This window comes from Aquimarina aquimarini (genome assembly GCF_900299535.1).
Lineage (GTDB): Bacteria > Bacteroidota > Bacteroidia > Flavobacteriales > Flavobacteriaceae > Aquimarina > Aquimarina aquimarini.
Window position 1 is genome coordinate 66,642 of the sequence record NZ_OMKE01000039.1, and the last position, 13,697, is coordinate 80,338.

General features: G+C 30.1%; 14 protein-coding genes. 9 read left to right on the plus strand and 5 right to left on the minus strand.

The window, feature by feature from the left end:
• Positions 1 to 80: 80 nt before the first annotated feature.
• The 5 genes from DG508_RS15900 to DG508_RS15920 all read left to right on the plus strand — a co-directional run bounded on the left by DG508_RS15900 (position 81) and on the right by DG508_RS15920 (position 4,230).
• A complete protein-coding gene (locus DG508_RS15900; protein ID WP_108869092.1) occupies positions 81 to 677 on the plus strand; it encodes a TetR/AcrR family transcriptional regulator in 597 nt (198 codons plus the stop codon).
• A gap of 67 nt (positions 678 to 744) precedes the next feature.
• The gene (locus tag DG508_RS15905) at positions 745 to 1,818 is read left to right on the plus strand and encodes an alkene reductase (RefSeq protein ID WP_108869093.1); all 1,074 of its coding nucleotides are present in this window, start codon (positions 745 to 747) and stop codon (positions 1,816 to 1,818) included.
• A gap of 123 nt (positions 1,819 to 1,941) precedes the next feature.
• Positions 1,942 to 2,493 (plus strand): thioredoxin family protein, encoded by a 552-nt coding sequence (locus DG508_RS15910; protein ID WP_108869094.1) that lies wholly within the window; start codon positions 1,942 to 1,944, stop codon positions 2,491 to 2,493.
• 195 nt (positions 2,494 to 2,688) lie between these two features.
• Entirely contained in the window at positions 2,689 to 2,862 is a 174-nt protein-coding gene (locus tag DG508_RS15915; protein WP_199912799.1) for a hypothetical protein, read from the plus strand.
• A gap of 363 nt (positions 2,863 to 3,225) precedes the next feature.
• Positions 3,226 to 4,230 (plus strand): hypothetical protein, encoded by a 1,005-nt coding sequence (locus DG508_RS15920; RefSeq protein WP_159090864.1) that lies wholly within the window; start codon positions 3,226 to 3,228, stop codon positions 4,228 to 4,230.
• 125 nt (positions 4,231 to 4,355) lie between these two features.
• Here the strand turns inward: DG508_RS15920 and DG508_RS15925 are convergent, their stop codons facing one another.
• Together DG508_RS15925 and DG508_RS15930 are read right to left on the minus strand one after the other, a co-directional pair.
• On the minus strand, positions 4,356 to 5,081 hold the full coding sequence (locus DG508_RS15925; protein WP_108869097.1) for a M23 family metallopeptidase: 726 nt from the start codon (positions 5,079 to 5,081) through the stop codon (positions 4,356 to 4,358).
• Positions 5,082 to 5,087: 6 nt separating this feature from the next.
• Entirely contained in the window at positions 5,088 to 5,789 is a 702-nt protein-coding gene (locus tag DG508_RS15930) for a hypothetical protein (protein WP_108869098.1), read from the minus strand.
• Positions 5,790 to 5,929: 140 nt separating this feature from the next.
• Here DG508_RS15930 and DG508_RS15935 point away from each other — a divergent pair, with 140 nt between their 5' ends.
• Positions 5,930 to 6,958, plus strand: a complete 1,029-nt coding sequence (locus DG508_RS15935) for a sensor histidine kinase (RefSeq protein ID WP_159090865.1) — start codon at positions 5,930 to 5,932, stop codon at positions 6,956 to 6,958.
• Between the two features lie 9 nt (positions 6,959 to 6,967).
• Positions 6,968 to 7,642 (plus strand): LytR/AlgR family response regulator transcription factor, encoded by a 675-nt coding sequence (locus tag DG508_RS15940; RefSeq protein ID WP_108869100.1) that lies wholly within the window; start codon positions 6,968 to 6,970, stop codon positions 7,640 to 7,642.
• Positions 7,643 to 7,750: 108 nt separating this feature from the next.
• On the opposite strand, the gene DG508_RS15945 is transcribed toward DG508_RS15940, so the two are convergent.
• The 3 genes from DG508_RS15945 to DG508_RS15955 all read right to left on the minus strand — a co-directional run bounded on the left by DG508_RS15945 (position 7,751) and on the right by DG508_RS15955 (position 10,493).
• The gene (locus DG508_RS15945) at positions 7,751 to 8,578 is read right to left on the minus strand and encodes a zinc ribbon domain-containing protein (RefSeq protein ID WP_108869101.1); all 828 of its coding nucleotides are present in this window, start codon (positions 8,576 to 8,578) and stop codon (positions 7,751 to 7,753) included.
• Positions 8,579 to 8,795: 217 nt separating this feature from the next.
• Positions 8,796 to 9,491: a LytR/AlgR family response regulator transcription factor gene (locus DG508_RS15950; protein ID WP_108869102.1), complete on the minus strand. Its 696-nt coding sequence runs from the start codon at positions 9,489 to 9,491 to the stop codon at positions 8,796 to 8,798.
• Positions 9,492 to 9,494: 3 nt separating this feature from the next.
• Positions 9,495 to 10,493, minus strand: a complete 999-nt coding sequence (locus DG508_RS15955; RefSeq protein ID WP_108869103.1) for a sensor histidine kinase — start codon at positions 10,491 to 10,493, stop codon at positions 9,495 to 9,497.
• A gap of 185 nt (positions 10,494 to 10,678) precedes the next feature.
• On the opposite strand from DG508_RS15955, the gene DG508_RS15960 reads away from it, so the two are divergent.
• Together DG508_RS15960 and DG508_RS15965 are read left to right on the plus strand one after the other, a co-directional pair.
• Complete coding sequence (locus DG508_RS15960) at positions 10,679 to 11,818, plus strand: alpha/beta hydrolase-fold protein (RefSeq protein ID WP_108869104.1); 1,140 nt, start codon at positions 10,679 to 10,681, stop codon at positions 11,816 to 11,818.
• 30 nt (positions 11,819 to 11,848) lie between these two features.
• Positions 11,849 to 13,678, plus strand: coding sequence for a serine hydrolase (locus DG508_RS15965; RefSeq protein ID WP_108869105.1), 1,830 nt, complete (start codon positions 11,849 to 11,851; stop codon positions 13,676 to 13,678).
• Positions 13,679 to 13,697: the final 19 nt, after the last annotated feature.

The window sequence follows — 13,697 nt, forward strand, 5'->3', positions numbered from 1 at the left end:
TTAACAAATATTTAGTGTTTCTATCAATAAACGATCGGTCTATTATTGTATATTTGCGTAAATAAACGATCGGTCTAATAATGGCAAAACATGATTTAAATAACATTTTAGAAAAAGGAATAGAGCTATTCCGGCTTAATGGTTATCACAATACTGGGATTAGAGATATTCTTAAAGCGTGTGATATGCCTAAAGGCTCTTTTTACCATTCATTTGAAAGTAAAGAAGATTTTGTTATTAAGGCAATAAGCCATTTTGAAGAAGTGATAGGCAAAGATTTTGAAAAAAATCTATCAGATGAATCATTATCTTATTATGAAAGAATAAAAAACCATTTTAAAATCCATATAAAATGGTATACAGATAATGATTTTAAAGTAGGTTGCTTATTAGGAAACTTAAGCACAGAAGTAGCTGGTACTATTGATTCTGTCTCAAATTCAATATCTGGTGTATATGATAGATGGAGTAGAGGGTTGGCCTCTTTTATAAAAAAAGGACAAGAACAAGGAGAAATAGTTGACGATATAGAAGCATTACATCTTGCAAATTATTTGTTTGATAGTTTTAATGGTGCTGTAGGTAGAATGAAAGTAGAAAGAAGTAGTGAACCATTAGACCTATTTCTAAATATCAATATGACTTTTATAAAAAATAAAGAAAAAAACGTCAATTAATCATTCTGTTTTTTTATTTCAAAAATAAACGAACGGTCTATTATTAAATTAATTTAAAAACAATACAATGAAAATATTTGAACCATTTACATTATCAGGATTAAAATTAAAAAACAAAATTGTAATGGCACCTATGACAAGAAGCAGAGCCATTGATAACATTCCCAACGATATAATGAAAGAGTACTATTCCCAAAGATCAGGAGCAGGGCTTATTATATCGGAAGCCACCGCTGTATCCGCAAACGGAACAGGATATCCTAGAATTCCCTCTGCATATACAGATATACAAATTGAAGGTTGGAAATCTATTGCAAAAGGTGTACATGAGAATCAAGGCTCTATTTTTGTTCAATTATTTCATACTGGACGAGTTTCTGCATCTCTTAATTTACCCGATGGTAGCGAAACTATAGCGCCCTCCGCAATTCCATTAACTTCAATGCAGATGTATACAGATCAAGAAGGGATGCAACCTCATGATGTTCCTAGAGAAATGAATCTTACCGATATTCAACAAGCACAAGATGAATTTGTACAAGCAGCAACAAAACTGATCAAAGCAGGTGTTGACGGTATAGAGATACATAGTGCAAATGGATATTTACTAGACCAATTTCTAGACCCAGGGACTAACCAGAGAAATGATGATTATGGAGGTGATTATAAAAGTAGAGCAAAATTTACATTAGAGACTACAAAAAAAATGGCAGATGCTATCGGAGCATCCAAAGTAGGAATACGATTTTCTCCTTATGGTGTTTTTAATGGAATGTCAGGAGACTATAAGGAAATTACAGAAGCTTATACCTACTTAGCACAAGAACTGTCAAAAATAGGTATAGCTTATATTCATATTGCTGATCAACGAGCAGCGATGTCAGCACCAGAATTTGCAACCCAAATATGGAAAACTATAGGAGATAACTTCAACGGAACCATGCTTGGTGGGGGTGATGTATGGAGTGCAGAAAGAGCTGAGGAATTATTAGAGGATGGATACGATTTGGTTTATATAGGAAGAGCTTTTATAGCTAACCCTAACCTAATTGAAAAATTAAAGAATAAAGAAAGTTTAGCAGCACCAGATGTTGAAAAACTTTATACCCCAGGTATTGAAGGATATTTAGATTATGTTTAAAAATATAAATGATCTTTTAAATTTACTCAAGAAAATGTATTAGAAATTAATCCTTAGTTGACCTGATCCTGTTGGTGAATTTTATTTTCAGCAGGATCAGATCAACCACTTAAAACAAAAAATATGTCATTAGTACAATCAAATATGATGGAGTTAGGAACAAAAGCTCCATTATTTTCATTACCTGATACAATTTCTGATACTGTAATATCTCTTTCTGAGATAAAGTCAAGTACAGCCACAGTAGTAGCCTTTATTTGTAACCATTGCCCATTTGTACATCATATAAATAATAGATTAGTAGAGGTAGCCAATGAATTTCAAGCAAAAGGGATTCAGTTTATTGCTATTAGTAGTAATGATGTAGATTATTATCCCGAAGATAGGCCAGAAATGATGAAAAAAGTTGCAAAGAGTCAAGGCTATAGTTTTCCATATTTATATGATAAGACTCAAGAAGTGGCAGTAGCTTATCAAGCAGAATGCACCCCTGATTTTTTTGTGTTTGATGGTAGTTTAAAACTGGTTTATAGAGGACGATTTGATGAAACAAGACCAGAAATGGGGATCGCTACTGGAAACGAATTAGTAACAGCATTAACAGCTATTTTAAATAATTCAGAAGTTCCTAATGATCAAAAACCTAGCATGGGGTGTAGTATCAAATGGAAATAAAACTGAATGATTCCGCATACTTTTTCAACTTAATTTTTAGAGAGTGGAAAAAAAGCCCATTTATTCGCGTATAAAGTCTATTTAATAACTCTCTATGAGTTCTCATCCAATTACAGTTTGATAAAAAAAGTTAATTACACTAGCAATTATTGTTAATTAGATACGACAAAAAGAGAATTAATATTAATAAATAAAATGAAAAATAAGTATATAAAATTAGGTTTAATTTTTGGAGCAGGAATTGGACTTTGTATAGGAATCCTAATAAATAATATAGCAATAGGAATATCATTGGGAGCCGGAGTTGGTTTAGTCTTTGGATCTGCTCTTGGTGGAACTGCGTATAAAAAAAACAATAAACAAAACTAACATTATAATATCCATTTTTTGTTTAACCTTAGTTTATACTATATGAAAACGGCGAATAGAAAAAATCTATTCGCCGTTTTACTTATAATTTATATTTAGGTATCTTATTATTTTCTTATTGTTTTTATTTTCCGAAGAGTTTTTTAGGCAATTGTCATAAAACTTCTGTAGGATTGGTTCATGAGCCCCCATTTATCTAATAGTAGGTAAATCTTCTTTTTATTATTTTTGGAACATCTATTTTAAAATTAAAAATAAATGAATGCATATTTTAAGTTAGTCTTTTTGTGTTTTATAAGTTTTATCCTCTGTTCTTGCAGTAAAATAAGTGAAAAGAAAATCAGCCAGAAAAAAATTGAGTTTTTGATTTGCGATTCTATTCATTATTTTGAACAACCAAGATGGTGGGATGATATTAATGTTTTAATAGACGATTCAATAATGAAAGTGTCAAAATCTGCTAATGAATACCTTCAACTATGCAGAGCTCATAGAAAGGAAAAATTGTATAATGATAGCATTTATAAAGAAAGTTATGATCAATACAGAAAATATCCATTAAAAGCGAAATACTTATATAACAAGATTAGGAAAAATAGTAATTCTTCTCTTTTACATTCTTTTAGTAAAGAAGTTTCACATGGCTTGTCTATAGAAATTAACGAACAGCTGTTTCATTGCGATAAAGAGTACCACAATAGTTCAATAGCTGAGTATATAGGAGATGATTATTTTGCTATTTGTAACTACGATAAAGCAATAAGTTATTATAATTTGGTATTACAACTTAATAAAAATGAGAAAGATGTAGAAAAAGATAGCACTAAGCTACGTTACTATGATAATAAGAAAAAATGGGTAGCGAGAAAACTTACTGATATAGATGAAAAATTAAAAGGAAGTAGAAGAGATGTTGCTACATGTAATTTTAGAGATGAAATAAATACTATATTAGAAACTATAAATGATTATAAAACGCCCAAAAGAAAAGAACAAATAAAAGCGTTTATAGAAAACAGAAGAGAGAAAGAAATACTAAGCGATATATTGGATGAGAACACAGATTATTTTTATACGTCTAAAACAGATTACGAACTGGCTTTATGCAATATCTTATATGAAGATGCTAAGTCTAAAAATCCTCTAATAATAAATTCAAAAACGATAACTAGTGTAGAAGAAAATTTTAAAGATTTTAATATGTTAGATCACACCAATTTTAAGGTAGGAATTAGTGATATAGGTACTTTAAATGAAGATAAAGATGAATGGCTAATCTCTTTTTGGTCTGATATAGAAGACTCACATGGTATTACTGTTATCTATTTAAAGGGATACGAAATTACCGATATACATAGCGTTGATTGATCAATCTAAGCACTTATAATCCATTATAATATAATATTCTGAGTGATGCAACTTTGCTTTGGCCCAAAGCAATAGGAAGAGCGAACGTGTAATGTTTATGGATAAAGTTTCTATTTTCTTATTTTTTAATTTTTTCTAATTTTTTGACCTCTTACTGGTTCCTCTCGTTCTACAAGTACATCATCTTCATAATAATTCAAAAATTGGGCAGGAAGCCCTAAACCACCTAAGCGACCTGATGTTCCTTGTAACTGATAATGAAGATGTGGCGCGCCTGAAGAACCACTATTTCCAGTTTTACCAACTTCTTGACCTTTAACCACAGTATCTCCTACAGCAACCATAATCGAGCCTTTTTTTAAGTGTGCTAATATTGAAGTTTCACCATTTAAATGGTCTATTATAATGTAATTACCACCAGGCTGATCCCTATTCATAGTACCTGGTTGATTATCATCAATATTATTTACAACCTCTGTTATTTTTCCATCGCCTGGGGCATTCAATCGCTTGCCAAAACAATAATGGTCTTCATTTTTCTTACCATCTCCTGAATGTATCTTTCTTAATATACCATTACTTATTTCTGTATCTACCACTATTACAAAATCAATTGCATATCGTTCGCCACCACCGCGAGTTGTAAAATGATGTGCTCCTTCTTTATGTGTTTTTCCACCATTAAATACATACCATTCTTCTTCAAAAGGCAATTCTAAATCAGTAACTGTTTCATAGTTTAAATATATATCCTCATCTAGTTCCCCTTCATCTCCTATCAAAGAATTTGTGCAAGAAATCAGAGTATATGCTATAATCGATACATAAATGAATAGTTTTATATTTTTCATAATTGATTAAAATTTATAATTAATACCAAGATTAATTTGATGTTGTATCTCACCATATGCCTTTGAGATTTGAAGTTTATCATAATTAAAACCATAGCTTGCTTTCAAATCAAAGTGTTTTGAAAGTGTGTGCTGATATGCTGTATTCCAAAGAACACTTTGATATGTATTTAGTGAGTAAAAATTTTCTTCAAAAGTTGAAGTCCTCCACATGATAAATGGAAGTGTTAATTTAGAAGATAAGGAGTGTTTTTTATTTATCTTAAAAGTAAAACGACCTGCTATTCCTAATTTTTGTTGAAAATCGTATTGTTTCCAATCAAAATAAGAAAATACATTTGTTTGCGCCTGTAAACCTATATGTATTTTAACCTTCTTATTTACATAAACTTGTTTTAATGAATTGAAGTTTAGTACAATTTTTGAATATTGAGGATTAGGCTCTGGAATTATATTGGTTTCTAATTCAGAATCCAAATAATCAAATTGTATTTCAAATAGCTTTTCTCTTTTAGTTATGCGAGTATATCGAAATTGATAGTTTAATGCATTGTAATCATAGCGTTTAACAGGAGCAAATGCTAAGTTTTTTAAAAAACCAATAGTATAACCTGTAGAGAATTCTAAATTATTCTTTTTTTGAATTTTATCTTGAGCATTCAGAGATAAAATAGATAGACATAAAATAGCAAAAAAATATACTTTCATTTTAAAATATTTAAAACAAAACAATAGAAATAGATACTTCAAAAAAGAATAATTTGATAAACGTAGAATAGTTATTGATGAACGTAGAAAAACGGGGTAATACAAATAAATTATGCTTTCCTTTGTTCAAAACATTCAAAATGAATACTTCCAAAATAGCGTTGATTGCAAGACATGTATTGTTCTGGTTATTCAATTATTGGTTTGTTACTATGGGAGCTGAATTTAATTGGAATGGTTTTACTACGGCTTCTGGTAGTTTAGCATACGCCTATGTTTATGGACTTTTTTTTAATGCTGTTTTATTTTATACACAGGTTTTTTGGTTAGTTCCCAAAATGTATGTTCTTAATAAAAAAATGAAATTTTATTTACTTTCTATTCTTTTAATTACAGCTATATCTTTAATTGAAACCTATTTAGATTACATATTTTATGGTATTTATAAAATTGATATAAAGGAATTAGAAGGGAGTTTAATTACAAATACGATATTCCATATTATATATAGTAGCGTTGGTTTTTTCTACATTTTTAAATTAGAACATAAAAAATCTGAAAAGAATAGGCAAAGTCTTTTAGAAGAAACCTATAAAACTGAATTAAAATACTTGAAAGCTCAAATGAACCCTCATTTCTTATTTAACGGGATCAATAGTATCTACCATTTAATTGGAAAAAATGATGTATTAGCCAAAGAAACATTACTTCAATTTTCAGGGCTGTTGCGTTATCAATTGTATGAAAGTAATTCTCATATTTTATTAGAAAAAGAACTAGACTATGTGTTAAAATATATTAAAATTGAAGAGACACGTAGAGGCTCTGATATTCATTTAGATTATGATATCAAATCAGAAAACCCTCAATTAAAAATTGCACCTTTATTATTAATTCCTTTTATTGAAAATGCATTTAAACATTGCAGTAATTATATAGATAGTAGTACAAATGTCATTAAAATAAAAATTCAAGAAGCAGGAGGGAAGCTTACTCTAGATGTTATGAATAGTTATGATCAGTTAATTAATAAAAATACAGTGGGAGGAATAGGGTTGAAAAATGTACAAAAACGGTTATTATTATTGTATCCAAATAAATATCAACTAAATATCAAAAAAGACAAAACTAAACATATTGTAAATCTTTCTATTAGTATTAGTTTATAACGCTTAAAAATGAAACAACTCAACTGTTTAATTATCGATGATGAGCCTATTGCAAGAGAAGGTATTGCAGATTATTGTAATGAGATTTCATCTTTAAATGTTGTTGCTCTATGTAAAAATGTATTGCAAGCAAACCATTATTTAGAAAATAATCAAATTGATTTAATTTTTTTGGATATCAATATGCCTATAGTTTCAGGGATTGATTGGTTAAAAGAATTAAAAAACTCTCCTTCAATTATAATGACAACGGCTTATGAAGAGTATGCTCTGGAAAGTTTTGCATATAATGTTTTAGACTATTTAGTAAAGCCCATTTCTTTTGAACGTTTTTTACAAGCTACTAATAAAGTCTATAATTATAAAGATCATAATACTGAAAATAAAGTTCTGTTTATAAAAAGTAAAAAACAGCTTAAAAAAGTGAATATAAATGATATTCTATTTATCGAAGCGATGCAAAACTATATTAAAGTAATAACGCTAGAAGAAACTATAATTACAAATATGACTTTAAAGTGTTTTAAAAACCAACTACCAGATGATAATTTTATTCAAACACATAAATCATATGTAGTCTCAAAATATAAAGTGGACAAAATTATAGGGAATCAAGTTATAATTAGGGATTATAAAATTCCTATAAGTGTACGACTAAGAAAAACAGTTTTAGATAGTTTTTGATACTATATAAAAATAGGTTTAAACATTCGTATGCAAACTAGATTACTTTAAGAAGGAAAAGTAATCATTTTATAATAGATGTAGTTGTTTAGATAAATATTGAAAATATTAATTTGTTGCTGGGATAGAGTCATTATTATAAATTGGTACGGTGTCAGTATCATAAAATCGATACAAAAGGCTAGTATCTGCATATTTACCAGATAAGCTAGAACCATTTGGTGTTTTAACCAAAAGCATACTCCATAAACCATCTACACCAATATAACAGTCATAAGTTTCAAGTAAACCAAAATCTAATAAACAATCTTCAACAGCAAATAGAAGTTCTTTTCTAGAAGATGTTTCAATTTTTCTCATATTAGTGGCTTTTAGTAAAACTAATAGTTTATTCTTTTCTATTTTAGAGTAATATTTTATTCCATCCATATTTATACCTTCAAGAGACGAACTTACGCATGGCTTTAGATAAAATGATATTGAGTCTGTTTCAAGAGTTGGGGTTGATGATGTTTTATCAATATCATAATTTAATAACTCTTTTCTGGGATCAATTTCTCTTGGATCGGTTTTCCTTTCATATGTAAATAAATAGATTACTGCAGGTATAAATGTAAATAGAAACAAAACAATTAATATCAGACTACCAGACCATTGCCATAGTGGGGTTTTAACGGGATTCAATTGATTATCTTTTAAAAGAACTCTATTAATATTAACTGGAATTTCTTTTTGATGATAAGATTTTTTACAATGACTACATTCTAAAATTGTTGTTTTAAATAATGGGAACAAAGGAATCCAAAAGACATGAAAGTATTTACCAAATGTTGTAGCAATAAAAGAGTTATGGATTTCACAATTTGGACAAGTGGTATTACCTTGCAGTTTTCTTTCTTTTAGTCTAGATGATCTAGTTCCGAAATATAAAAACATAAAATAGGGTTTTATTTATTGTCCAAAGTAATTGTTATTCTATTTTTGAGTAACCCTGTTTTCAGTGAAATTAAATGTAAAATAAAAAAATGTTTTTCCTTTCTTAAAAGTTTCTTCTATAATTGTAATACAACATTTTTCATGTGACAAGCTTACATTCAGCGTAGTCAAAATGTAGGAGGGAAGTGGAATATTTGTGAAATCGAAATTGACTATTTTATAGTTTTGCTAAAACTTCCAATTTTTTTAAAACAATAACTTTATACGTAGCACTAACTGGGACTTTATTATTTTCAACTAATAAATATGTTCTGGTTGCTTTGGTAACTCTAGTTAAATTGGCAATATATGATTTATGGGTGCGTTGAAAATTATCAGATAATAAGGTAGTGATATTAGTAAGTGTTTCAGAAATAAGGTACATTCTTGAATCTGTAAATATTTTTAAATAATTTCCAAAACTCTGAATGTACAAAATTGATGTAAATAAAATATTAACGGGCATTCCATCATGTTTTATTTGAAGTTCTTCACTTCCTATATTTTTTTTAGTCTGTGTTATTTTTGAAGAAGAAACTTTGTTTATTGCTTTCAAAAAGCGTTCAATTTTCACAGGTTTTAATAAATAATCTACAACACCATAATTATAACTTTCTAATGCATACTCAGAATATGCTGTAGTTAAGATAACTTTAGGTGGGTTTATCATAGAGCGCAAAATTTCCATACCATTAAGTTCTGGCATTTCAATATCAAGAAAAATGAGATCAACTTCATTTTGCTGAGCAAAATTGATGAATTCGAGTGGATTCCCTGTGCTTAAAACTAATTTAAAGTTGTTAATTTTAGAACAGTAATCCTCTAACACCTTACGAGCTAGTATTTCATCATCTATGATGCCAATTTTAATCATTAACTATTTTTTTAATATTGAAACTGTTAAATCAATAGATAAGTTTACACGATATAGTTTTTCCATATCATTAATTTCTAATGAGTGAGAATTAGGATATAATAAATTTAAACGTCTTCTCACATTTTCAAGACCTAGCCCTTTTCTTTTTGATTGAGTAATCATGGGAGGCTTTGAATTAACGACACAAAAATGAAGTGTAGATTTTTTTATAGTGACAGAAATATCAATGATACTTTGCTCATTAGTACTTTGAGCACCATGTTTAATAGCATTTTCAACAAATGGAATTAATAACATAGGTGAAATTGTTAAGTGTAAGAAGTCTCCATTAATCAAAAACTCAACCGTACAACGTTTACTCAACCTTTTTTCTTCAAGTAACAAATAATTTTCAATAAACTCAAGCTCTTCTTTTAATAAAACAGTATCTTTTTTAGAACTCTCTAATTGATATCGCATTAATTCTGAGAGCTGCATTACAAGATCAGGAGTTTCTGGTGATTGCTGACGAGATAGTGCATAAATACTATTTAAGGAGTTAAATAAAAAATGAGGATTTACCTGCTCTTTTAAATAGGTAAGCTCCATCTCTTTTTGCAATTTTTCTTTCTCCTCATTTTCTTTTTGGATAATCATATTTCTTCTTAAGAAAAAAACAGCCATACCAGCTCCTGTTGTATAAAGAAGAAAGAAGAATATTTTAGAAGTGCCAGACCAACTATTTGTTCTTAAGTAGGAAAAAATAAGTAAACTCCCTATGAGTAATATTCCATATAAAAAATACCGTTTCTTATCTAAGAAAAAAGGAATAAGAATAAAATGATTTACCCAAATGAAACCCATAATCATAAGAGTATAATTAAGTCCATGTGTGTAAAATAAATAACTAGTTTCAAAATTATCTTTAAAAAACAAATTACTCAATGTTTCAAGCATAAAAACCAGCAAGAAAGCTCCTATATTAATGAGTATGGTATTCTTTATGTACCTATTAAACATATATGTTTTTCTTAAAAGGGTATAAAGATACTATCTATACCTGGCAGTTACTATAATTTCTTACAAAAGCCATATATCAATGATGAAATGATTTTGTCATTTAACTTTTGTGTTTATCCTATTTATGTTGTTAAACATAAGTTATACGATAATTTAGTATCGCAAGTAATAAAAATAGAGTAAATATGAAAATTACTAAATTATTAATATTAATATGTACTATAGTGTTAAATACTGTCTTTGCCCAAGAAAAGGGAGAAAACGATCCTGGTGAACCAGTAGTTACCTTAGGCGAGATATCTTCACTTCAGTCAAAAGTCTTAAACAAAACTATTCCACTATCAGTCCATTTACCTGAGAACTACGATAGCTCCAAGAAAAGCTATCCCGTGCTGTATATGTTGGGTTCAGATTACCGAGCACGGTTCGCCATGTTAGCTTCTACACTAGACTACATGGGCGAGGGACAAATTCCTGAGATGATACTTATTGGAATAGATTTACCTGAAGGAAATAGTATTTTGTTGCCAAAAAGGAAAAATCAAGACACAAAAATTCCAGATAATTATATCAACTTTTTTGAGACAGAGCTGATACCGCACGTTGATAATAACTACCAGACTGCTCCGTTCAAAGTCCTTTTTGGTGGTTCTAACAGTGGATTTTTCTGTGTTTACACGCTACTCAACAACCCTCTTCTGTTTAATGGCTACTTCGCAAGCAGTCCATCTCTTATGATCATACCGACAGAGCTTCAACAAAAAATAAAATCAGGTCCGTTAAAAACGCTTTCGGAAAACAGATTTCTACACATCATTTACAGCGATGATGAGGGATTAACAAATCACGTTTCTGAATTCACTCGTGTTTTAGCCAACCATAAACCAGAGAGTTTTACTTATAAAGTGGATGAATTGGTGAATCAGGGTCATGTACCAGCGATGGATTTTACACAGTTTCTTCTTACGTTATATCCTGACTTCAATCCCTTCAATCCCAGTGAAAATCTGGAATCGTTGGATAAAGTAACACAACATTTCGATAGGTTATCAAAACGATACGGGTATGAAATCAAGACACCTATATCGATCATATTTGACCTTGGTTTTCACACGATACTAAGTAAGGATTTAATTGCAGCAGAAGAAATCTTTCAATATTCCTTAGAAGTATATCCTGAAGGGAAGGAATCTTATCTCGGAATGGGTCTTGTACACAAAGCTCAAGGTCAGCTAGAAAGTGCTAGGGTCATGTTCGAAAAAGCACTGACAATTGATCCGAATTTTTCACTTGCTAAAAGATGGCTTAAAAGACTCAAAAATTAAAATCTAGATGTACTCATCAAAGAATAAATAATGAAAAATAAAATCTCGATTCTCTCTTTCCTCATTCTTATACAATCCTGTATAGAAAAACCTAATGAGGGTAGCACAACTGATTTAATTAAAAAAGTAGAAATTGGTCTCACAACCCAGACACACATAGCAGGCGATTCCACATGGTCTATAGAAGAACGTATGGAACACTACGGTATCCCAGGTGTGAGTATTGCAGTTATACATAATGGTGAAATTGCATGGACAAAAGGGTACGGTGTCGTGGATAAAGAAAGTCAAACTCCAGTAACGACACAAACACTTTTTCAGGCAGCGGCAACTAGTATGCCTGTAACGGCCTATGGTGCATTACGTCTTGTAGAACAAAATAAAGTAGACTTAGATGAAAATATTAACAGTTACTTAAAATCCTGGAAAGTACCAGAAAATGAATTTACCAAAGAAAAGAAAGTTACTATAAAAAACCTTTTAAATCACTCTGCTGGAATACACCCTCGTGGAACGGGATCCTATAGTATCAATGAAAAGATTCCAACACTTATAGAGACATTAAATGGAACTTCTCCAGCTAAAAACGAGCCCGTTACCGTAAATAAAGAGCCTAGCGAAAGTGTTCGTTTTGCATATACTAGCTATGTACCCATTCAACAAATGATGCTAGAGGTAGAGGGGAAAACATTCCCAGAGATTATGCATGAACTTGTGTTACAGCCCTTAGAAATGAACAACAGTACGTTTAACTTATCACTTACTAAGGAGCAATTAACTAAGGTAGCAACAGGTTATTTAAAAGATGGTTCTAAAGTAAAAGGAGGAAGAAAGGTTGATCCTGCATTGGCTTCAACTGGATTATGGACAACTGCAGAAGACTATGCAAAATTTATAACCAACATACAGCAAACCTTAAAAGGTGAGAGTACTAAAGGGTTATCAAAAAATCTGACAGTATTAATGGGGACACCATATGGAGTGAGTAATTCTGGTTGGTCATTTACATTAGGCTTAGGGTTTCAGCTTTATAATAAAAACAATGAAATCTACTTAAGACACCACGGATGGAATACAGGTTTTTATGCTGAGATTGTGGCTCATAGAGACAAAGGTTATGGTGTAGTAGTGTTCACTAATTCTACTTTTCCGGAGTTTAATGCTGAAGTGATTCGTTCTGTAGCCCTTGCATATGATTGGGATAAGTATGTTCCAGTACATAAAAAAATAGAAATTGAACAACCTTTAGTCGATAAAATTACTGGGAGATATATGAATAATGGTAAGATTGTAGAAGTTTTTCAAAAGGACAATCAACTGTTCTATAAAAATATACTTGACGTGCAAGCAGAAGAACTAGTCAAAGTCTCAGATAGTAGTTTTGTTAGAAGAAATTCTAGTCGATTTATTCAATTCAAGCCAGATTCTGAAAAAGAAACACTCAATTTAATTTACCTGAATAGAAACGATGGAACAATAGCTTCAACTTTTGTTAAGATGGATATTGATAAAAAAGAACCAGTAGAATTCCTTCTTGAAGGTGACTTTGACAAAGCACTTAATGCATATAAGGCCTTAAAAGAACATGCCCCAACTTATCTTACTGTTAATGAGGACTATTTAAATGATTTAGGATATAGTTTTTTCCATGAGGATAGAATGAAATTATCGCAAGATGTTTTCAAAGTGAATATGATACTCTATCCAGATAGTTATAAAGTATATGATAGTTATGCAGAAGCTTGTACGAAAATAGGAGAAATTGATTTGGCAATTTCAAATTATACCAAATCACTCGAATTAAATCCTCAAAATAACCGTACCAGACATAAGCTTGAAGAACTACAAAAAAGTGAATAATACTACCATAAAAGAAATA